Source organism: Aeromonas sp. 25-AL00135, assembly GCF_054052385.1.
The window spans coordinates 142,520-164,335 of record NZ_JBSTYQ010000003.1; the positions used below are offsets into that span (position 1 = coordinate 142,520).

Sequence of the window (21,816 nt, forward strand, 5' to 3'; positions counted from 1 at the left end):
GAGGAAAGAGTTTCATGCCAAAACGTAACGACCTTCAGAGCATCCTGATCCTCGGCGCCGGCCCCATCGTCATCGGCCAAGCCTGCGAATTTGACTACTCCGGCGCCCAGGCGTGCAAAGCCCTGCGCGAGGAGGGCTACCGCGTTATTCTGGTCAACTCCAACCCGGCCACCATCATGACCGACCCGGAGATGGCAGACGCCACCTACATCGAGCCCATCACCTGGGAAGTGGTGCGCGAAATCATCAAGAAAGAGCGCCCGGACGCCATCCTGCCCACCATGGGCGGCCAGACTGCGCTTAACTGCGCACTGGCGCTGGAAAAACACGGCGTGCTGGCCGAGTTCGGTGTCGAGATGATCGGTGCCACCGCCGACGCCATCGACAAGGCCGAAGACCGCTCCCGTTTTGACAAGGCGATGCGCAGCATTGGCCTGGAGTGCCCGCGTGCCGGCATCGCCCACAACATGGAAGAGGCGTGGGGCGTGCAGCAGATGGTCGGCTTCCCCTGCATCATCCGTCCCTCCTTTACCATGGGCGGCTCCGGTGGCGGCATCGCCTACAACACCGAAGAGTTCGTAGAGATCTGCGAGCGCGGTCTGGACTTGTCGCCGACCAAAGAGCTGCTCATCGACGAGTCGCTGATCGGCTGGAAAGAGTACGAGATGGAAGTGGTGCGGGATCGCAACGACAACTGCATCATCGTCTGCGCCATCGAAAACTTCGACCCCATGGGTATCCACACCGGTGACTCCATCACGGTCGCGCCAGCCCAGACGCTGACCGACAAGGAGTACCAGCTGATGCGCAACGCCTCCATGGCGGTGCTGCGCGAGATCGGCGTCGAGACCGGCGGCTCCAACGTCCAGTTCGGTATCAACCCGAAAGATGGCCGCATGGTCATCATCGAGATGAACCCGCGGGTGTCACGCTCCTCCGCGCTGGCCTCCAAGGCGACGGGTTTCCCCATCGCCAAGATCGCCGCCAAGCTCGCCATCGGTTACACCCTCGACGAGCTGATGAACGACATCACAGGCGGTCGCACTCCGGCCTCCTTCGAGCCGGCCATCGACTACGTGGTCACCAAGGTGCCGCGCTTCAACTTTGAAAAATTCGCCGGTGCCAACGATCGTCTGACGACCCAGATGAAGTCGGTCGGTGAAGTGATGGCCATCGGCCGCAACTTCCAGGAGTCTCTGCACAAGGCGCTGCGCAGCCTCGAAACTGGCAAAACCGGCTTCGACCCCATGGTTGACCTCAATGCCCCGGACTCCCTGACCCGCATCCGTCACGAGCTGCAGGACGCTGGTAGTGACCGTATCTTCTACATCGCCGATGCGTTCCGCGCCGGTCTCTCCATGGATGGCATCTTCAAGCTGACCAAGATTGACCCCTGGTTCCTGGTACAGATTGAAGACCTGGTGAAGCTGGAGGAAGAGGTGAAAGAGCGCGGCATGGCCGGTCTCGATGCCGACTTCCTGCGCGCCCTCAAGCGCAAAGGCTTTGCCGATGCCCGTCTGGCCAAGATCCTCGGTGTGGCCGAAGGGGAAGTGCGCAAACTGCGCGCCCGCCACAACATCTTCCCGGTCTACAAGCGGGTCGATACCTGCGCCGCCGAGTTCGCCACCAACACCGCCTACATGTACTCCAGCTATGACGAGGAGTGCGAAGCGGCCCCGAGCAACCGCGACAAGATCATGATCATCGGTGGCGGCCCGAACCGTATCGGTCAGGGTATCGAGTTCGACTACTGCTGCGTGCACGCAGCGCTGGCCCTGCGCGAAGACGGTTACGAGACCATCATGGTCAACTGCAACCCGGAGACCGTCTCTACCGATTACGACACCTCGGATCGTCTCTACTTCGAGCCGGTGACCCTGGAAGATGTGCTGGAAATCGTGCGCATCGAAAAACCCAAGGGCGTGATTGTCCAGTACGGTGGCCAGACCCCGCTGAAACTGGCCCGTGCACTGGAAGCCAACGGCGTGCCGATCATCGGTACCAGCCCGGATGCCATCGACCGCGCCGAAGACCGCGAGCGCTTCCAGTCTGCCGTCGAGCGCCTCGGCCTCAAGCAGCCGGAAAACGGCACCGTCACCGCGCTGGAGCAGGCCGTGCTGCTGGCCGAGCGTATCACCTACCCGCTGGTGGTTCGCCCCTCCTACGTGCTGGGTGGCCGCGCCATGGAAATCGTCTATGACGAGCAGGATCTGCGTCGCTACTTCGCCGAGGCGGTGAGCGTCTCCAACGAATCGCCGGTACTGCTGGACCGCTTCCTGGACGATGCGACCGAGCTGGACGTGGATGCCATCTGCGACGGCACCGATGTAGTCATCGGCGGCATCATGGAGCACATCGAGCAGGCCGGTATTCACTCCGGTGACTCCGGTTGCTCCCTGCCTCCTTACACCCTGTCCAAGAAGATTCAGGACGAGATCCGCGAGCAGGTGCGCAAGCTGGCGCTGGAGCTCGGCGTTATCGGCCTGATGAACGTGCAGTTTGCGGTCAAGGGTGATGACATCTACCTCATCGAGGTGAACCCGCGTGCCGCCCGTACCGTGCCGTTTGTCTCCAAGGCGACCGGTGCTCCGCTGGCCAAGATTGCCGCCCGTGTTATGGCCGGTCAGTCGCTGCAAGAACAGGGCTTCACCAAAGAGATCATCCCGCCCTACTACTCGGTGAAAGAGGTGGTACTGCCGTTCGCCAAGTTCCCGGGGGTTGACCCGCTGCTGGGGCCAGAGATGCGCTCTACCGGTGAGGTTATGGGGGTGGGCAGCAGCTTTGCCGAGGCCTATGCCAAGGCGCAGCTGGGTGCCAACCACGCCGTACCGAAAGAGGGTCGAGCCCTCTTGTCAGTGCGTCACAGCGACAAGGCGCAGGTGGTCGACTTGGCCGCCAAGCTGCTGGAGCTGGGCTACGAGCTGGATGCCACTCACGGCACCGCCGTCGCGCTGGGTGAGGCGAGCATCAACCCGCGTCTGGTCAACAAGGTGCACGAAGGTCGCCCGCACATTCTCGACCGCATCAAGAATGGCGAGTACACCTACATCGTCAACACCGCCGAAGGGCGGGTGGCGATCCAGGACTCCAAGCAGCTGCGTCGCGCCGCCTTGCAAAACAAAGTGGCGTATACCACCACCATGAACGAGGCGTTTGCCACCTGCATGGCCATCAGTGTGGATGCCACCGCCAACGTCAACTCGGTGCAGGAGCTGCACCAGAAGGTGAAAAACCGCTAAGAGTTTGCAGCGGGCATCTGCCCGCCTTGCCAGACGACCAACCCCCGCCAGCGATGGCGGGGGTTTCTTTTTATCAGGCGCTCACCGTTCGGTTCGGGCCGGGTGAATCCTTGAAGAAGGTCATGAGTTCCGCATCGCAGACAACGGATGGCGCGTGGGGTGGCAAAAGCTGGCAAGGGGAGGGGATGCTGCGAGCTCGGGTTTCAACTGCGGCAGGCAATCCTCTACAATGGCCCCACTTTGCTTGTCAGTGCAGTGCCAGCGGCGCTGCCTGTAGGGCCTACAAAAAATGGACATGCTTATGACCGCTTTGCCTTCCTGTCGTCTTCTTGCCTTCTGCTCTGCCTTGTTGCTGGCCGGTTGTGCCAGTGATCCCGCCTCCGCGCCTGCCAAAGAGGTGAGCGTGAGCAACCCCAAAACGCCGCCTGCCATGCAGCCGCGCAAACCGGCGGATATGAAGAGCCGCATCGTGCGCTTCTTGCCCCGTCAGGTGCCTGACAAACAGGGGTGGGCCAACGACGTGGTGACGGCGCTCACCACCCAGGGGGTGACGGTCAATGATCACAATGTCTGTAGCGTGCTGGCGGTGGCGGAGCAGGAAGCCACTTATCAGGCCGACCCCGTGGTGCCGGGCCTTGGCAAGATCGCCTGGAAAGAGATCAACTCACGGGCAGCCAAGCTGCTGATCCCCGAATTTATGGTGCGGGCCGCGCTCTCCATCAACTCGCCCACCGGCAAGAGCTACGCCGAGCGGATCGACAAGTTGCGTACCGAGCGGGAGATGAGTGAAATCTTCGAAGACATGATCAGCATGCTGCCGATGGGCAAGACGCTGTTTGGCAATCTCAACCCGGTGCATACAGGCGGCCCGATGCAGGTGAGCATCGCCTTTGCCGAGGCCAACGCCCGTGGCTACCCCTATCCAATCAAGGATTCCATCCGCCACGAAGTCTTTACCCGTCGCGGCGGCATCTGGTTTGGCACCAAACATATCTTCGGTTATCCCGCCGACTACCCGGATACCCTCTACCGCTTTGCCGATTTCAACGCCGGCTGGTACGCCAGTCGCAATGCCGCCTTTCAGGCCGCCGTCAGCCGCCTGAGTGGCAAAACTCTGGCGCTGGACGGGGATCTGATCCGCTATGACTCGGATCTGCCGGGCAACACCGAGCTTGCCGTCTACACCCTCGCCAACCGGGTCAATATGAGCAAACAGGCGATCCACCAGAGTCTGCGCAAAGGGGATACTGCCGAATTTGCCGAGACCGATCTCTACCATCGCATCTTTACCCTGGCCGACAAGCAAGCGGGCAAGCGATTGCCCCGAGCCATCCTGCCCGGCATTCAGCTAAAGAGCCCGAAAATTACCCGCAACCTTACCACCGCCTGGTTTGCCAAGCGGGTGGATGACAGAGAGCAACGCTGCGTGCGGCAGATGGCGACGATTCGCTGATTGCCGATGGGGGTCGTCATGTATTGATAAAGTAAGGGCGCTTTGAGCGCCCTTACTTTATTGAACTTTGATGATTTCGCTTCGCCACAGAGGCATATTCCAAGTTCCTCCCGGCGTAATGAGTCGACACATCCCGGTAGTACTTCGTTCGGTGAGTTTAAATGTCTCGCCATTCCACCCCCAGCTTTCGCTTTCCCAACAATCCCCCAGACCGCGAGCCTTCATCGAAGATGTGATCTCTCCTTGCATGTAGCCGGTGGCAGATGATGTGACCAAGCGTGCAAGCTTGAGATCAAGTTGGTTGTTGGTAAGAAGATAGGCATAAGTTTGATTGTACGAGCTCATATTGCAGGGCATCTCGATCAGCAGTTGTGCCTTACTGAGTCGATAGACTATGCCAAGTGATGGGTAATCTTGCCACGAGCAATAGTTGTCCCCCTTTTGCGCATCGAGCCATTGACCTATGGCGTTGAATTCATCGCCGGTCAGTGCTCGCTCACTGTTCTCCGGGACTTGGGGAACACGAATAAGTGGTACGGGGTGGGAGGGCGGAACCAGTGACGCGGCGTTGGTGCCAGGTTTGACGAAGGCGGTTTCTGTACCAATCCGCCCCTGAAATTCATCCATCTTGAGCAGTACTGCTGTGGCGCCAGCGCCTGAGAGTGACCAGCGATGGGAAGGCTCTGCAGTAAACTCTACGAGACTGCTGCCTTTGATGGCGCTTACCAGTGGTATTAATGCTGTAGCTGGCAGTTGGTAGTAGTCACTTTTCTGATCATAACGGGCTGTTCCGACGATGTTGCCGTCAATAAGCATTGTCAGTGGTGATGTAACTGGACTCTTTTGGGTATCGTTCATGATCGAGACTGCCAAGTTGCCACTGAGTCCACCTTTAGGGCCGCCTTCTCGCGTTAGCAGCACCGAGATACCTCCAGACTCGGAGCTATAACCGGCGGCCCTGCAGGTCCGGGTATTGTCGCAGGCGATCTCCCAGTCTTTATGGGCAAAATATAGGGCTTCGGGTTGTGTGGCCAGTATGGTGGCCAAGAGGGTAGATATAAGCATCGATGGATTCCAGTGAGAACTTTAAAGAGCATACCATGGCTCTTATGTCGCTTTGACTGTTATCTAGCTTGTATCCGCTTGTCGAGAAAAAGCCGGATGCCCAAGTTGATAAATGTCTCCCCAACCATCCCCTTGAACCTGGGCGTTTTGATCAGGGTGGCAATCAACAACAGGGGCAGCAGATACCAGAACTGGCCCAGCAGAACCGCAATAACGGGTGTGAAGTCCATTTCACATTTATCCAGTCAGTGAATTAGAGGGGATTCATGGCCTCTGGCCAGAGGAAATAGGGGCCAAATTTGGGGCTCATTCTAAACTCCCCTCCTTCCTCTTTGCCTTTCGCTGTGAGGTAATGCTTGCTGTCACGCAGCTCAAGCAAGCCGTGAGTCACCATTTTTTCCAACAACTCATTGGTTTTGATCCCCCACTTTTGCGCCAGTTTGGATGAGGTCAGTTTTTCAGTGGCTGACTCATTTTCGTTAGCAGAAGGCTGTTGGGTCTCGGCTTCACTGACAACCCGTTCAAGGGATATGCGGACTTCATCACTAACCCGAATAATTCGTTGTGCCTCATCATAGGCATCACGATAAAGGTCATGATCTTCCGAACGCTGGATCAATACCCCCATCTCGTTGTTATTGACCTGACTGAACTCGTAGAGATTGAGGCTGGTGACAATGCACATCTCTTCATTGAGATAGCACTTGGCATGGAGGTTTTTGCAAAAGCTGGTGCGGATATAGGTGAGCTCTTTGAGCCAGCTGATCTCTTCCGGTTGCAGCTCGCTTTTGCCATAGACGATCCGCACATCGATCTTGAGGCGGTTCTTGTCGGTGAGCAGCTCCTTGATCCTGTCGTTGAGCTTTAGGAAGGGGCTGATCAGGATCAGACGTTCTTTGGCATCTTTGATAAGTTCTTCAAGAAAATAGTTGGTTGCGCTGGTATTCAAAAACTTGGCCATGGCAAAAATCTCTATCCCTGTGGTGTAACTGGTGGCGCAAATACTTGGCTGGCGCTCGGCAGGCCATCTCCATTCCGTGTGCCGTGATCACCCAGCCAGTGCGGTTGGCAATCGACATCGTTGCTCTATGTGGATGATGGGGGCCAAACTGAGCCATTCTACCCATTCCATCAGAAGGAATATGTGACAGATTGCACTAACTCTGTGACAAGGCTGGATTTTTCGGGGCGGGCTGTGGTTGATGGTAAATCGCAGGTGCAAAAAAGCCCCTTGGCGGGGCTTGGTGTCTGGCAAGGCCGGTGTCGGGATTATCAATCGAACAGGATGCGGCCGCTGGTGCCGGCATCGCTGTCTTTCCAGCTGGCGCCGCTTTTGCGCAGGGTGTAAGTGATGGTCTCCTGCTTGAATTTCAGGTAGTCGCTGCCGCTGTGGCTTGGTTTTACCTGATTGCCATCGATATAGGTCTCCCCTGTGGTATCGACGTGAATTTCGGCCACGGTGCGGCCATCGTCAGTGACCGCCTTATAGTTGCCAGCCCACGGGCTCTCGTCGCCATACTGCACGGCCCCTTCCTGAGCGTGCGCTTGGGCATGGGTCTTGTGGCCGTGATGGGTTTTGGCCACGGCACAGCCGGAGATACCGACAGCCAGCAGGCAACCGAGGGCGACATTGAGCAGAGTCTGTTTGGATTTCATCTTCATTTACCTGTATCAAATAATTGCAATGGATAAGGGGTGGAGCCCCCACGGTAGGTGTGGGCCCCGCTGAGCCGTGGCTCGAAATCAGTCCTGATTGATGCCAGAAATATGGCCGCGGGCGTCGGTGAGGCAGTGCCAGAGCCGGTCATGGGGCCCTTTGATATCAATCATCATCCCCGCCTGGGAGTCGGCCACATAGTCGAGGGTCAGTTTGCTGCGGCTGACGCCCGCTTTTCTGGCGACGGCGTTCATGCAGGCGTTCTCTGCAACCTTGGTTTGCGCAGTGCTGCCGTTGTAGGCACTGCTGCTGGCGCTCTCATCATCGCCGTCGTCATCGTTCTCATCGTCATTGAGCTGGCAGGCGCCACTGTCGCCATTTTTGACAAAATAGGTGATGCCCCAGTCGCCATTTTTCACCATGGAGAGGGTGGTGCGCCCCTTGCTCGCCTCGTAGAAATTTGAATTCACTTTTTTAAGTGGAACTTGCTGGTTATTGATATAAGCCGTGCCATCTTCGACGCGAAGATTAATATGTCCAGGACAACTGGCGGATAAATCAGGCACCCCTGCATATGCAGTTCCGGTTATGACCAATACAGAGAGAGCAAGCAGCTTTTTTTTCATCAGATAACCTCAAATCAACAAGGATCAGCAAGTGTGATGTCGTCAAAATAACGGTTGCTATGCCTGAACGTTATTTCTGTGCTCATTGCACACTTGTTATCGGTAGCCCGCAGTCAGTCGTTTCAGTGCGCCTCGTCCTGCCGGGATGACGCCAAATTTAGCAGTCGGGTGATGTAAGTAAAATAAAACAGGATTAATTGGATTCATAAAATATGAAAAACTATAAATCATTTAAAACAATGATTTAGGTGCGTTTTAAGTCACTGGGTAAAAGATGGGGGACCTCCGGGTTGGTTCCTTATGGGTATCGGTAAAGTTGGCCATTGGGCTGCAATATCTGGAGTCGAGTATTTTCTCTGTTGCAAGCGGGTACAGGCTGGCGACATCACAGGGCAAATCAGCCATTGCGCGCCGTAAATACACAGACAAAAAACTCCAATATTTGGTGTGCGAGGGGGGAAACTAGCCTACCAGCAGGTAGATATTTTTACCTGATATGGCTGGGTGGTGAGATATATGAAAAGGATCGAATAAATAAACCCTCCATCAATAGAGGCATGATTATCTGGAACGTTAATGTACTTTCCCTGAGGATTGCCCACTTTTGTCAGGCAAAAATAACGACTCAGAAACTCATGGCCAACCCGATGGAATAACCGCTGGTGTTGTGGCTGAACATATAGCGGGCAACCAGCCGGGTACGGGTGACTATGATGTCGTATTTGCTGCTGTCCAGCTCCAGACCGGCGCCGATAGAGTTGAGGGAGTCAAAGCCAAGCAACCCCCGCTGTTCCCCCAGATATGCGGTATGGGCCCCCTCCAGTACATAGCGCACCGGTCTGTCGAGCAGTGTCCAGTCAAACAGCGGGGCTCGGCGGCGCAGATAGAGACCGAGGTTCTCCGCCTCGGCGTGACCACGGACGCTGGTCGAGGTACCGCCAAAGCTCTGCAGGTGCTGGTAGGAGTAGCGAACTTCGATATCGATATCCTGCGTCTTTGAAAAGAGCTCGTAGTCGAGCATCAGCGAGCCCCCCAGTCCGTACATATTGAGCTGTCCACCATCGAGAAAATCCAGCGAGTAGCCCTTGGTGCGCTCCAGCAGCCAGTTGCCGATCCGCAGATCGCTGGCCATGGTACCGAGCGAGACGTTGGCGATAGGGCGCAGCACCCAGTGGCCACCGCGCGGGTCTTCATGGAGGGCGATATCCCAGCCGATCCCGCCCGAAGCTGTCAGGCTGTTCCATTTGGTCGGGAGGGTGCGGCTCTCGGTGCCGTTGCTCACCACAAACTGGGGATCGTAGCGGCTAAAGCCGATCGCCCCTTCCAGATAGATGGGCACGGCTTCGCTCATGGTGGCGCCGCCACCGATCTGGGTCATGTTAAGGGCGGCAGATTGATTGGTGCCGCTGCCGATATCGAGGTTGCTGGCGGTGATGTCGGGCACCACAGTGAAGGTCATCAGCGAAAGCACCGCATTGGCGCGCTCCTGTGCCCACTCCTGATCCTGTGTTGCGGCCTTGACGGCGCTGCCGGATAGCGCCAGCAGCATTGGCAACAACATCTGCAATAAAGAGAAGCAAGAGCGGTGCATGAGTGTGGTTCCCGATAAGCGGCGTCTGATTGCCCTGGTTTTACTGTAGCGAGCTTCCTGCCGGCTGGCACGGAGCTAAGAGGGGGGAATAAGCGCCGCTTGCGGTCGGTTGCCGCTGAGGGGCAAGCCTTTGCCACACCAACGGCACGCCTTTGCAGTTTGTCGCTAAAGCTTGGCCTCTTGCCGCCGATATCTCTTGTGAGATCGTGTGGAGGACAAGCAATTGAACGCTTGGGTGTTGGGGTTGGTCAGCATATCCGTGAGTATGCAGTTACAGGCTGGGGTCACCGAATTTGGTGCCGGTCTGGATCAATCCGTCTGGCGTTTGACCTCCGATACCCAGATTGAGTGTCGCCTCGAGCATCCTATTCCCAACTGGGGAACGGGGGCTTTTGTCAGTCGTGCCGGGCGCAAGATCAACCTCGACTTCGAGCTCAAGGGCAAGCGGCCGCAGGCCCAGACCCAGACGGTGAGTCTTGGCATCATGCCGCCGGTATGGCGCCCGGGTATCGCCGGGCGAGAAGTGAGTCAACTGCGCTTCTATCAGCAGTTCGATGGGCTGGTGGAGGGGCAAACCGCCTGGACCATGCTCGACGAGCTGGAGGGGGGGCGGATGCCGACTTTCCAGTATCGGGACTGGTATCGCCAGAACCGCGCGGTGCGGGTGTCCCTCTCGTCGGTCAACTTTCGGGTGAAATATCAGGCCTTTATAGACTGTCTGAGCGGGCTCTTGCCCTACAGCTTCAACGATATCGCCTTTAGCGTGCTTACCTACGACAAGAACAGCGATCAGCTCTCCATCCCCTCCAAGCGGCGGCTGGCGATGATCAGCGAGTTTATCAAGGCGGACAAGAGCATCGACGTGGTGGTGATCGATGCCTACAGCGACAGCTATGGCGGCCGCTGGCCGAACCTGAAACTCTCCGAGAAGCGGGCCGATGCCATCAAGAAGGTGTTTGTCGATCTGGGGATCGATCCCGGCAAGATCTCGGTGGAGGGGCATGGCGAGAAGCAGCACGTCGCCTCCAACGAAACCGAACAGGGTCGTGCCAAGAACCGGCGAGTGGTGATCAGCATGGGGCGTAACGGCGAGATCTAGCTTTGCGGCCCGGTCAGAGAAGCATAAAAAAGAGCGCATCTGCGCTCTTTTTTGATCCTGCCATTCGGCAGTGGGATTAGGGCAGCTTAGAAGCTGTCGCCCAGGCCGGTACCGGCATCTTTCTTGGCGATCAGTTCAATCTTGTAACCGTCCGGATCTTCGACAAAGGCGATCACGGTGGTGCCGCCTTTAACCGGGCCCGGCTCGCGGGTGATCTTGGCACCGGCGGCGCGCAGCGCTTCGCAGGTGGCATAGATGTCGTCTGCTTCCAGCGCGATGTGGCCGTAGGCGGAGCCCAGTTCGTACTCGCTCACCCCCCAGTTGTAGGTCAGCTCGATCACCGCTTCATCCTTCTCGTCACCGTAACCGACGAAAGCCAGGGTGTACTTGTACTCGCTGTTCTCGCTCTTGCGCAGCAGCTTCATGCCAAGGACACGGGTGTAGAAGTCGATGGAGCGTTGCAGATCGCCGACACGCAGCATGGTATGCAGAATTCTCATTGCTCAGTTCTCCGGGTTGGTGATGTGTACTGCTTTCAATCTCGGTTGCGAGGCCATCAGCTTTCTGGATAGACCTTCTCTTTGTACTCGCACAAGTCCTCAATGATACAGGAACCACAACGGGGCTTGCGAGCCAGACAGGTGTAACGCCCGTGCAGGATCAGCCAGTGGTGGACATCCAGCTTGAACTCGGCGGGCACCACTTTGAGCAGCTTCTCCTCCACCTGATCCACGTTCTTGCCTACCGCAAAGCCTGTGCGGTTCGATACCCGGAAGATATGGGTATCGACGGCGATGGTGGGCCAGCCAAAGGCGGTGTTGAGCACCACGTTGGCGGTCTTGCGGCCGACGCCGGGCAGGGCTTCCAGCGCTTCTCGGTTCTCCGGCACCTCGCCGCCGTGGCGCTCCAGCAAGATGGCGCAGGTCTTGATGACGTTCTCGGCCTTGGTGTTGAACAGGCCAATGGTCTTGATGTACTCCTTGAGCCCGTCCACCCCGAGATCCAGCATCGCTTGCGGGGTGTTGGCCACCGGATAGAGCTTGTCGGTCGCCTTGTTGACGCTGACATCGGTCGCCTGCGCCGAGAGCAGCACGGCGATCAACAGCTCGAATGGCGAGTTGAAGTTGAGCTCTGTGGTGGGGTGGGGATTGTGCTCCCGCAGTCGCTCGAGGATCTCTCTGCGTTTCTGGTTGTTCATGCCTTGCGTCCGATCATAGCTCGGTCGCCCGGACGCGGGCCGGGGCAACGTTGCAGTGGGCTACGGTGGCTGCCTGTTTGCGGTCCCGCCAGTCGTTGATGGCGTTCTTGGCGGCGATCAGCAGCCCCAGCCCGATAAAGCCGCCCGGCGGCAAAATCGCCAGTAGCAGGCTGGCATCGGCGTGGAACAGCTCGATGCGCAGGGATTTGGCCCACTCGCCCAGCAGCAGTTCGGCGCCATCAAACAGGGTGCCCATGCCGATGATCTCGCGCATGCCGCCCAGCACCAGCAGCACCAGGGTAAAGCCAAGGCCCATCATCAGGCCGTCGAGGGCCGCCAGCAGCGGCGGGTTCTTGGAGGCATAGGCCTCGGCGCGGCCGATGATGACGCAGTTGGTGACGATCAGGGCGATAAAGATACCGAGCGCCTGATAGAGGCCATAGGTGTAGGCGTTCATCAGCAGCTGCACGCTGGTCACAAGCGAGGCGATGATCATCACATAGACCGGGATGCGAATATCCTTCGGCACCCAGTTGCGCACCAGCGAGACGGCGAGGTTGGAGCAGACCAGCACCGCCATGGTGGCAAGGCCCAGCCCCAGCGCATTGGTAAAAGTGGAGGAGACGGCGAGGGTCGGGCAGAGCCCCAGCACCTGCACCAGCGAGGGGTTGTTCTTCCACAGCCCCTGACTCATCAGCTCCTTGAGCTCGCCCTTGCGGCTTTCCAGCTCGGCAAGCGGGGTTGCGCCCGTTTCAATCTGTTCCATCTGGTTCATGATGGCTCGACTCCGTTAGTTCGCCGCCGGACAAGCCGGGGCGTTGCTGAGCAGTTCGGGTTGCTCCTGCTGCAGTTTAAGCAGGTTCTTCACCGCCTTGACCACGGCTCGCGGGGTGATGGTGGCACCAGTAAAAGCATCGAACTCGCCGCCATCCTTCTTCACCGCCCACTGGGGCTCGTTGTCATGGGTCAGGAATTTTCCGGCAAAGCTGTTGATCCAGTCCGATTTTTTCAGCTCGATCTTGTCACCCAGGCCCGGGGTCTCGTTGTGAGCGAGCACGCGCACGGCGGTGATGGTGCCCTTGGCATCAAAGCCCGCCACGATGCGGATCGCCCCGCTGTAACCATCCGGCGCGATCGCCTCCAATGCATAGCCGGTCACCACGCCATGCTTGCTGGCGGTATAGAGGGCTTGCGGCTGATCACTGCCGAGATACTTCCTGCTGGTCACCTGCTTGCAGCTGGCCACCAGATCGTTGTCATAGCTCCCCTCCGGCAGCAATACCGAGAGGGTCTGCTGCTTCTCCAGCTGCTGCTGGTGGGCGATTTTATCCTTGGTCAGCTCGTTGGTCAGTACCACCAGCGCGGTACAGCCCAGCGCAAACATCGCCAGAATAAGGCCGTTCTTGCGCATGCTCTTTAACATGTCCGGGCTCCGTCAGCTGTGATGGGGGAAAAGGGCAGAAACATCATTGGCGACGAGCTCCATACACTTTCGGGCGAGTCAGGCTGTCAATAAACGGCACACAAAGGTTGGCCAGCAGCACGGCGAAGGCAAACGCATCCGGATAGCCGCCAAAGCGGCGAATGATGTAGACCAGCATTCCGATCAGCACGCCATAGACCAGTCGGCCGCGCGGCGTGGTGCAGGCACTGACCGGATCGGTGGCGATAAAGAAGGCTCCCAGCATAGTCGCGCCGCTAAAGAGATGGAACATGGGCGTGGCAGTCGCATCCGGGCTTACCAGATAGCCGATGGTGGAGGCCGCCAGCAGGGCACCGAGAATCGCGGTGGGAATGCGCCAGTTGATCACTTTCTGTTGCAGCAGGAACAGGCCGCCCAGCAGATAGCCGAGGTTGACCCAGCTCCAGCCGATGCCGCCCCAACCCTCGAACAGCGGGCCGCTCAGGATCTCGCCGGTGGTGAGCCCCTGAGTCAGGCCGGTTTTCAGGGTATCGAGGGGAGTTGCCATGGTGAGACCATCCACCCCCTGCTTGAGCTGGGCCATGCTGTAGCCGTCGAGGCTAAAGCCGGTGAAGATCACCGACGCTGCATCACCAAAGCCGAGGCTGTAGGCGCGCACGCTCTCCGGCGGCAGCCAGCTGGTCATCTGCACCGGGAAGGAGACCAGCAGCAGCACATAGGCCACCATGGCCGGGTTGAACAGGTTCTGGCCCAGTCCGCCGTAAAGGTGTTTGGCGACAATGATGGCAAAGGCCGTGCCCACCACCAGCATCCACCACGGCAGCAGCGGCGGCAGGGAGAGACCGATCAGCACGGCGGTGAGCGCCGCACTGCCATCCATCAGGGCAGGCTTGATGGCGCGGCCACGGAGCTTGAGCACCAGCGCCTCGCACAGCAGCGCAGTGACCAGCGCCAGCAGGATCTGGATAAAAGAGCCCCAGCCGAAGAACCAGGTCTGGGCCAGCAAGCCCGGCACGCAGGCCAGGATCACCAGCAGCATCAGGGTTCGGGTCTGTTTGCGGTTATGGGCAAACGGCGCAGTCGCAATATTGAACATGAGTCTGTCGATTACCTTGTGGTTGTTCGGTCGGCTGACGGGGCATCTTCAGCGGCGGTCTCTGCGGCTCTGGCTGCCTCGGCTGCCAGCTTCTTCGCCTTGGCGCGGGCCACCGCGGCTGCAATGGCCGCTTTTTTCGGATCAACCGGGGCATCAGCCGCAGGGGCGCTCGCTTCAGGCGCGGCAGTGACGGCAAGTGGTTGCTCACTGCTAGCTGCATCGCTTTGCATCGGCTCAGCCGATGCGCGCTCACCCTCAGTTCCGGCTCTATCTAACTGAGTAGCGGCACTTTCTACCTCAGCATCGGCATTTTCTACCTCAGCACTGGTATTTGCGCTCTGCTGGGCCAGCTTTTTGGCCTTGGCCCGGGCGATGGCTGCGGCGATAGCGGCTTTCTTGGGATCGACCGCTTCGCTTGCAGCCGTATCGCTTTGGCTGGTGGTTACTTCGCTCTTGGCTACCGCCACGTCGCGGGTCTGTGCGCTGGCTGCTGGCTCACTCTGCGCACCTTCAGCACCGGCACTTTCGCCCTGCTGGGCCAGCTTTTTGGCCTTGGCACGGGCGATAGCAGCCGCGATAGCGGCTTTCTTGGGATCAACCGCTTCGCTGATAGCAGATTGCGCATCGCTTTGGGTTGCAGCCGTGTCGCTGGTGCCTGCGTTTGCAGTCAGATCGCCCTCAGCGCTGTCACCCTGCTGGGCCGCCTTTTTGGCCTTGGCGCGGGCAATGGCGGCGGCAATTGCAGCTTTCTTGGAGTCAACTGCTTCGCTGGCAGCAGATGGCGCATCGCCTTGCGAGCCTGCGTCTGCTACCGCGCTGTTGGCTGCGCTTACCGGCGCGCCATTCGCCTCGGCCTTTTTGGCCTTGGCACGGGCGATGGCGGCGGCAATCGCTGCCTTTTTCGGATCGGCCTCTGTCTTTTGCTGATCAACATCTACCGCAGGCGCAGCAGTGGTTTCGGCAGTCGCAGGCTCGGCGCTATCGCCAGCCTGAGCCGCTTTCTTGGCCTTGGCACGAGCAAGGGCCGCGGCGATGGCCGCTTTCTTGGGATCGCTGGATGGGTCAACCGCCTCGGCGGATTGCGGCGCAGCGGCTGTTTCGCTATTTGCGCTCTCCGCCAGTTTGGCGGCGCGGCGCGCCTCCGCTTCCCGTTTGCGGGCTTCGCGGGCGGCAATCACGGCGCTATTGTCAGGCAAGCCCTCGGCGGTGGCGGCAATGGCTGTGATGGGGGCATCCTGCTTGGCCTTGATGCGGGCGAGGGCCGCTGCCACCGGATCTTCCCCGCCTGCGGCCGTCATGGTCTGACGGCGCTGGGCGGCGGCTTCGGCGTGGCGCGCTTCGCGGGCTGCTTTCTCCCGCTCGAAACGGGCCTGCTTGGCTTCGAATCGCTGCTTGGCGCGCTCGGCCTTCTCGGCCTCGGCGCGGGCTTCGCGAATGTCGTCTTTGGCAATCTTGTAGTACTGCACCAGCGGGATCTCGCTTGGGCAGACCCAGGCGCAGGCGCCGCACTCGATGCAGTCCATCAGGTTGAGCTTTTCGGCCTTGTCATACTCCTTGGCCCGGCTGTACCAGTAGAGCTCTTGCGGCAGCAGGGTAGCCGGGCAGGCATCGGCGCAGGCGCTGCAACGGATGCAGGGCTGCTCCGGGCCGGGGGCGGGCAGTTCGGCCTGCGTCGGCGCCAGCAGGCAGTTGGTGGCCTTGACCACAGGCACCATGGCGTGGGGCAGGGTAAAGCCCATCATGGGGCCACCCATGATCACCCGCTGCTCCGCTTCCGGTTGCAGCTCGAAACGCTGCAACAGCCAGCGTACCGGCGTACCGAGGCGCACCCAGGCATTGCCGGGTTTTTTGAAGCTGTCGCCGGTGAGGGTGACGATCCGCTCGATCAGCGGCTCGCCGTCGATAATGGCGCGTTTGATGGCAAACACGGTGGCGACGTTGAGCACCATGATGCCGATATCGACCGCGCGGCCGCCTTTGGGCACCTGACGGCCGGTCAGCAGCTCGATTGTCTGCTTGGCACCGCCCGAGGGGTACTTGGTCGGCACCGTCTTGACCAGCACATCCGGGTCTGTGGCGTGGCGGGTCAGCTGCTCGATCGCCTCGGGCTTGTTGTCTTCCACCCCGATCAGGGTCAGCTTGGGTTTGAGCAGGTGCTTGAGCACCCGGATGCCATCCATGATCTCGTCGGCATACTGCTGCATCAACCGATCGTCGGTGGTGATATAGGGTTCGCACTCCAGCCCGTTGACGATCAGGATCTCGGTGAGCTGGCCGCGGCCATCGAGCTTGCTGTGAGTGGGGAACACGGCGCCGCCAAGGCCCGCTACCCCCGCTTGCTGAATGCGCTCGAGCAGCTCGCCCCGCTCCAGATTCCAATAATCGGCTTTGCCGTTGCGTTCGCCCCATTCATCTTCGCCATCGGGGGTGAGAATGACGCAGAGATCGCCGAGCCCGGAGGGGTGGGCAACCGTGTGGTTGCCAATCTCGGTGATGGTGCCGGAGGTAGAGGCATGGACAGGGACGACCCGCCCCTTGGCATAACGGGTCAGCGGCTGACCCTTCTTGACCTTGTCGCCCACCTGCACCAGTAGATCGCCGGCGGGGCCTGCGTGCTGGCGCAGCGGAATGATGAGGCGCGGTGGCAGACCGGCGTCTACCACCGGGCTCTGGCTTGATTGCAGCTTGTTGTCGGCGGGGTGAATGCCACCGTGAAAGTCCCAGAGCGTGCCGGCTTTGATACGTTCGAGTAAGGAATGCATGGTTGCTCCGCTGTTTATTCCACTATCTTGACCGGAATCTTGCCCGGAACATGCACGTTATTGAGATCCCACTTCCAGTTATCGACCGTGGTGGGCACCGGGATCATCTCGATGCAGTCGGTCGGGCAGGGATCAACACAGAGATCGCAACCGGTGCACTCGTTGGCAATCACGGTATGCATCGCCTTGGTGGCGCCGACGATGGCATCCACCGGGCAGGCCTGAATGCACTTGGTGCAGCCGATGCACTGATCTTCGTGGATAAAGGCGACCTTTTTGACTGGCACAGCGGCCTCGTCACTGCCCCCCAGCGGCTGGGGCTCGACCCCCATCAGATCGGCAATCTTGCGCATGGTGGCCTCGCCACCGGGTACGCACTTGTTGATCTGATCGCCGTTGGCGAGCGCCTCGGCGTAGGGTTTGCAGCCGGGATAGCCGCACTGGCCACACTGGGTCTGGGGCAGCAGGGCATCGAGCTGATCGACGATGGGGTCTGCTTCCACATGAAACTTGACGGCGGCAAAGCCCAGGATAATCCCGAACGCCAGCGCCAGCAGGGTGAGCACCAGAATGGCAAAGAGAATATGGATCATGGTTATATCTTGATAAGGCCGGTAAAGCCCATAAAGGCCAGCGACATCAGACCGGCGGTGATCATGGCAATCGATACCCCGCGAAACGGGGCGGGCACATCGGCTGCGACCAGACGCTCGCGCATGGCGGCAAACAGGATCAACACCAGCGAGAAGCCGGTGGCGGCGCCAAAGCCGTAGATCACGCTCTGGATAAAGTCGTGTCGCTCATTGATGCTGAGCAGCGCCACCCCGAGCACCGCACAGTTGGTGGTGATGAGCGGCAGGAAGATCCCCAGCAGGCGATAGAGGGTCGGGCTGCTCTTGCGCACCACCATCTCGGTAAACTGCACCACCACGGCGATCACCAGAATAAAGGCGAGGGTGCGCAGATAGGCGATATCCAGCGGCAGCAGGATATAGTGCTCCACCAGATAGGAGCTGGCACTGGCGAGGGTCATCACGAAGGTGGTCGCCAGCCCCATGCCGATGGCGGTTTCCAGCTTGCCGGAGACCCCCATAAAGGGGCAGAGGCCGAGGAATTTCACCAGCACGAAGTTGTTAACCAGCACGGTGCCGATCAATAAAAGCAGGTACTCAGTCATCAATTACCGTCACTGAAAGTCGGGTTATCGGGGTTTGAAGGCGGGCGGTATTATCTGACGTTAGGGCCAGTTAAACAACCGCAAGGCCGCATGGTTATTATGCAACTGGATAATTTAGCCGGGGTTTTGGGCGAGAATCCGGTGGGTTTTGCGCCATATCCCCACCGGGTGAGAAGCCTTACTAACCAACAGCCAGTTTGGCGGCTTCTTTCCACATAAATGGCGGCATCGGAGTAGTGAGACGCCATTTAATGTTCATCGGTTGGCTGCCAGTGTGGGATACGTACTCCACCTCACCAAAGTTCACAAAGCCAAGGGTGCGGCCAAATTCATCTTTGCTCTGCTCGCGGACGAACAAAAACAAGCGCTTACCTTCTGCTCTGTGGTTGATGTAACTCAGCCCCTTACCCCGTTCTGGGCGAGCGCTGTTTTGGCTCTGCCAATGAAACAGCGACTCGTTGATGGCGTAGTCGTGATAACGGGTAGTGGGGGAGAAGTGCTGCTCCGTTTTGTTCAAGGTCACGAACAGCAACTCGATATTTTGCTCTGCGATGACATAGACCCCTTCGCGAGCCGTGGGTTGCTGCGCGAAGGTGGTCGCGCCAAAGCCAACCAGTACCTGCTCTCTGGCATAACGGGCATGCAGTTGCAGTGGATTGCCGGGAAGGTCAGGCATGGCCAGTTGCTCGTGTTGCACCCGGTTGATCAGCATGGGCAACAGATCTGCAAGCTCGGCCCTCAACTCTGGTTGATTGAGTTGTTTCAGGCTGTGCGCCAAGGAGCTAAAGCCGGCGTTGGGTCCGCTTTGTTGCCAGAAGTCGTAATGGCACATCAAAGCCATCCGCTCATCCTGCTCAGCCGTTAAGGTAAAGGTGCTTTCCACCAAGGTTTGTAAGAAGTGCAAGTAATGGAGCGCATCGCAGCCCAATAGCCGGGTTTTGATGGCCCGGGTGTAGAGGGTAGATAGCTTCTCATCGCTCATTTCAGAAACAGTGTGGTTGCGGGCTTGTTTGACCAAGGTGCTCCAATTGCCGCGCTTGTAGATCTCCTCAAGGCTGATGTGAGGGTAGAACTTCAAAAAGTTCGCCAGTGTCAGCGGTAAATCGCAATCCTGTGAGAAACGGCGGATCAGGCCCATGAGGCGCGAGGTATTGAGAGTCGCCTTCTTGATATTGCTCAGAATTAACTCTTGGGTCTGTTTTGAGAGTTCGATGCGGCAACCCAATGGGGCATGGGGAAAGCCTTGTTTGATTTCGTGGCTGATCGCCTTATTGGTTTTACCCACCAGAGACCGGAATTTTTGGGCAAAGTCATACTCTGCGCGAGCATTGCCAACAAAATCCAACACGGTACAGCACTCTTTATCGTTCGCCAGCCGCAGGCCCCGCCCTAATTGCTGCAAGAAAATGGTGAGGCTTTCCGTTGGTCGTAAAAACAGCAAGGTATCGACTTCTGGGATATCAACACCTTCGTTGAAGATGTCTACCACGCAGAGAATATTGATAACGCCGGTACGCAAATCCTGTTGTTTGCTATGACGCTCGTCTCGGTTATCGCTGGTGAGGATGTCAGCCTTGATGCCCTTCAATAAAAATGCCTTGCACATAAAATCGGCATGTTCGCGGCTCACACAAAATGCCAGCGCTTTGATCTTGGTAATATCGGTGACGATCTCATAGAGGCTTTGGACTATTTTCTGTACCCGCTGTTGATTATGGGTGTAGATATTGGTGAGCTCAGTGATGTCATAACGACCACTTTTCCAAGTCACTTGGCGCAAGTCAGTATCATCGTCGATACCAAAATATTGGAACGGACAGAGATGGCGACGATTGATGGCCTCTGGTAAACGGATCTCCGCTGCGATGACACCACAAAAATCAGCGAGAATATCGCCGCCATCATGGCGATCTGGCGTTGCGGTTAATCCCAACAGAATGTGAGGTTCAAAGGCGGCGAGCAGACCACGATAACTGGCCGCTGCAATATGGTGAACCTCATCGATGACAATGTAATCGAAATAGTCTGGGCTAAGACGTAAATTAGCCAGCTGGTTATTCAAGGATTGCACCGAGGCAAATAGCTGACGGTAGTGAGTAGGTACGGCACCGCCGACCAAGAGTTCGCCAAAATTGGATTGCTTGAGCACACCGCGGTATGAGGCCAATGCTTGGCGCAAGATCTCCTCTTTGTGGGCGACAAACAGAAACTTGGCATCGGGTTTGGTTTTCAGAAAACGCGCAAAATCAAAAGCGGAGATCAGGGTTTTCCCTGTACCGGTGGCCGCAACCACCAAGTTACGGAAGCGCTGGTGTAAAGTGCGCTCCATCGCCAATTGTTCAAGGATCTCCTGTTGATGGGGAAACGGCGCGATATCAAAGAAATAGGCCGGGTTATTTTTGTCCCCATCGCCACGGGCCTCTTGCAGGGCATGCTGCAATTTTGTACGGCTTTCGAGCTTGCCATCAAACAGCTCAAAATCATCGGATTCCCAATAGGTTTCAAAGGTACTCAGGGATTTCTCGATAATATGAGGGATCTCTTGCGAGGTGATTTTTAGGTTCCACTCCAAGCCGCTGGTGAGGGCAGAGTGAGAGAGATTGGAGGAACCTATATAGCCGGTATGAAAGCCGGTATTTCGGCAAAAGAGATAACTCTTGGCATGCAACCGCTCGCGCTGGGTGTTATAGCTGAGTTTGACTTCGGTATTGGGGAGGCTGGCTAAAAATTCAACTGCCTTGGCGTCGGTTGCCCCCATATAAGAAGTAGTAATTACTTTTAATTGGCGGCCGCTATGGGTGAACTCTTCCAGCTCATGACGGAAAATACGGATACCTGCCCATTTGATAAATGAGACCAGCCAGCAGATGCTATCTGCAGATAATATCTCCCGTTTAATCTCCGACTCCATCGACAAACCCGCATTGCTGCCGCAGAACAGCTCACTTTGCGTTAGACCGGTCAGAGGGAAAATATCCTCGGCATATTGCTTTAAATTGGCTGAGATGGGGTTATCCAACTGGTAGAGCGCTGTCAGAATTTTCCCCTGACTATCGATGAGGTTCTCGCCAATAAAGTCTGGGTCTTGGGTGCGATCCTTTAGCCAAAGCAATAACTGGTTAGCCAGCTCAATCTGCTGTTGCAGCTGATCTTCACCAGTTACCGAACCCACCGCATATTCCAAAACCCGACTCAGAAATCTGGATAACCAAACTGCCGCTTCGGCAGGCTCAAGTTGGCGTTCCCCTACGTAAAAGCGCTCACGGTCGAGTCGAGATGTCAGCAGTTGAGTAATGAGCTGTTCATAAATACCGCATTGTTGCATCACGCACGAGCCTCTAACATTGTCTATAGAAGAAAGGGATAATATCATTTTTTTCATCTAAATCAGCATGTTATTATCGGTGGCATGTTTGGTTATGGAGCCCGT

At 57.8% G+C, this 21,816-nt stretch carries 17 protein-coding genes and 1 pseudogene; 3 read left to right on the forward strand and 15 right to left on the reverse strand.

Annotated elements, in window-relative coordinates; translation table 11 throughout:
• Positions 1-14 precede the first annotated feature (14 nt).
• Both carB and ACW5XC_RS03520 read left to right on the forward strand, forming a co-directional pair.
• Complete coding sequence (carB, locus tag ACW5XC_RS03515) at positions 15-3,239, forward strand: carbamoyl-phosphate synthase large subunit (RefSeq protein WP_005337626.1); 3,225 nt, start codon at positions 15-17, stop codon at positions 3,237-3,239.
• A gap of 301 nt (positions 3,240-3,540) precedes the next feature.
• Positions 3,541-4,692, forward strand: a complete 1,152-nt coding sequence (locus ACW5XC_RS03520; RefSeq protein ID WP_042056536.1) for a DUF1615 domain-containing protein — start codon at positions 3,541-3,543, stop codon at positions 4,690-4,692.
• A gap of 57 nt (positions 4,693-4,749) precedes the next feature.
• Here the strand turns inward: ACW5XC_RS03520 and ACW5XC_RS03525 are convergent, their stop codons facing one another.
• From ACW5XC_RS03525 to ACW5XC_RS03550, 6 genes and pseudogenes are all read right to left on the reverse strand, one after another.
• Positions 4,750-5,757: a DUF1176 domain-containing protein gene (locus ACW5XC_RS03525; RefSeq protein WP_042056538.1), complete on the reverse strand. Its 1,008-nt coding sequence runs from the start codon at positions 5,755-5,757 to the stop codon at positions 4,750-4,752.
• 74 nt (positions 5,758-5,831) lie between these two features.
• Positions 5,832-5,987, reverse strand: a pseudogene (locus tag ACW5XC_RS03530) (nuclease); the annotation flags it as partial.
• A 23-nt stretch (positions 5,988-6,010) separates the two neighbouring features.
• Positions 6,011-6,718 carry a phospholipase D family protein gene (locus tag ACW5XC_RS03535; protein WP_042056541.1) on the reverse strand — a complete coding sequence of 236 codons (708 nt, stop codon included), beginning with the start codon at positions 6,716-6,718 and terminating at the stop codon, positions 6,011-6,013.
• A gap of 311 nt (positions 6,719-7,029) precedes the next feature.
• Positions 7,030-7,413, reverse strand: coding sequence for a hypothetical protein (locus tag ACW5XC_RS03540; protein ID WP_042056543.1), 384 nt, complete (start codon positions 7,411-7,413; stop codon positions 7,030-7,032).
• A gap of 87 nt (positions 7,414-7,500) precedes the next feature.
• Entirely contained in the window at positions 7,501-8,040 is a 540-nt protein-coding gene (locus ACW5XC_RS03545) for a hypothetical protein (RefSeq protein WP_042056545.1), read from the reverse strand.
• Between the two features lie 625 nt (positions 8,041-8,665).
• Positions 8,666-9,589, reverse strand: coding sequence for an autotransporter domain-containing protein (locus ACW5XC_RS03550; RefSeq protein WP_234896986.1), 924 nt, complete (start codon positions 9,587-9,589; stop codon positions 8,666-8,668).
• A 265-nt stretch (positions 9,590-9,854) separates the two neighbouring features.
• Between ACW5XC_RS03550 and ACW5XC_RS03555 the strand changes: the two genes are divergently transcribed.
• Complete coding sequence (locus ACW5XC_RS03555; protein ID WP_005337611.1) at positions 9,855-10,730, forward strand: flagellar protein MotY; 876 nt, start codon at positions 9,855-9,857, stop codon at positions 10,728-10,730.
• An 86-nt stretch (positions 10,731-10,816) separates the two neighbouring features.
• Here ACW5XC_RS03555 and gloA read toward each other — a convergent pair whose 3' ends face one another.
• The 9 genes from gloA to ACW5XC_RS03600 form a co-directional block, all read right to left on the reverse strand.
• Entirely contained in the window at positions 10,817-11,230 is a 414-nt protein-coding gene (gene gloA, locus ACW5XC_RS03560; protein ID WP_005337610.1) for a lactoylglutathione lyase, read from the reverse strand.
• Positions 11,231-11,286: 56 nt separating this feature from the next.
• A complete protein-coding gene (gene nth / locus ACW5XC_RS03565; RefSeq protein WP_042056548.1) occupies positions 11,287-11,928 on the reverse strand; it encodes an endonuclease III in 642 nt (213 codons plus the stop codon).
• 13 nt (positions 11,929-11,941) lie between these two features.
• Complete coding sequence (locus ACW5XC_RS03570; protein WP_019445996.1) at positions 11,942-12,703, reverse strand: electron transport complex subunit E; 762 nt, start codon at positions 12,701-12,703, stop codon at positions 11,942-11,944.
• 15 nt (positions 12,704-12,718) lie between these two features.
• Positions 12,719-13,351 (reverse strand): electron transport complex subunit RsxG, encoded by a 633-nt coding sequence (rsxG, locus tag ACW5XC_RS03575; protein WP_042056550.1) that lies wholly within the window; start codon positions 13,349-13,351, stop codon positions 12,719-12,721.
• A 43-nt stretch (positions 13,352-13,394) separates the two neighbouring features.
• Positions 13,395-14,447 (reverse strand): electron transport complex subunit RsxD, encoded by a 1,053-nt coding sequence (gene rsxD / locus ACW5XC_RS03580; RefSeq protein ID WP_042056553.1) that lies wholly within the window; start codon positions 14,445-14,447, stop codon positions 13,395-13,397.
• An 11-nt stretch (positions 14,448-14,458) separates the two neighbouring features.
• Entirely contained in the window at positions 14,459-17,209 is a 2,751-nt protein-coding gene (gene rsxC, locus ACW5XC_RS03585; RefSeq protein ID WP_042056555.1) for an electron transport complex subunit RsxC, read from the reverse strand.
• A 14-nt stretch (positions 17,210-17,223) separates the two neighbouring features.
• Complete coding sequence (rsxB, locus tag ACW5XC_RS03590) at positions 17,224-17,802, reverse strand: electron transport complex subunit RsxB (protein WP_005350799.1); 579 nt, start codon at positions 17,800-17,802, stop codon at positions 17,224-17,226.
• Positions 17,803-17,804: 2 nt separating this feature from the next.
• Entirely contained in the window at positions 17,805-18,386 is a 582-nt protein-coding gene (gene rsxA, locus ACW5XC_RS03595) for an electron transport complex subunit RsxA (protein WP_005337600.1), read from the reverse strand.
• A 181-nt stretch (positions 18,387-18,567) separates the two neighbouring features.
• Positions 18,568-21,711, reverse strand: coding sequence for a DUF3427 domain-containing protein (locus ACW5XC_RS03600; RefSeq protein ID WP_042056558.1), 3,144 nt, complete (start codon positions 21,709-21,711; stop codon positions 18,568-18,570).
• Positions 21,712-21,816 lie beyond the last annotated feature (105 nt).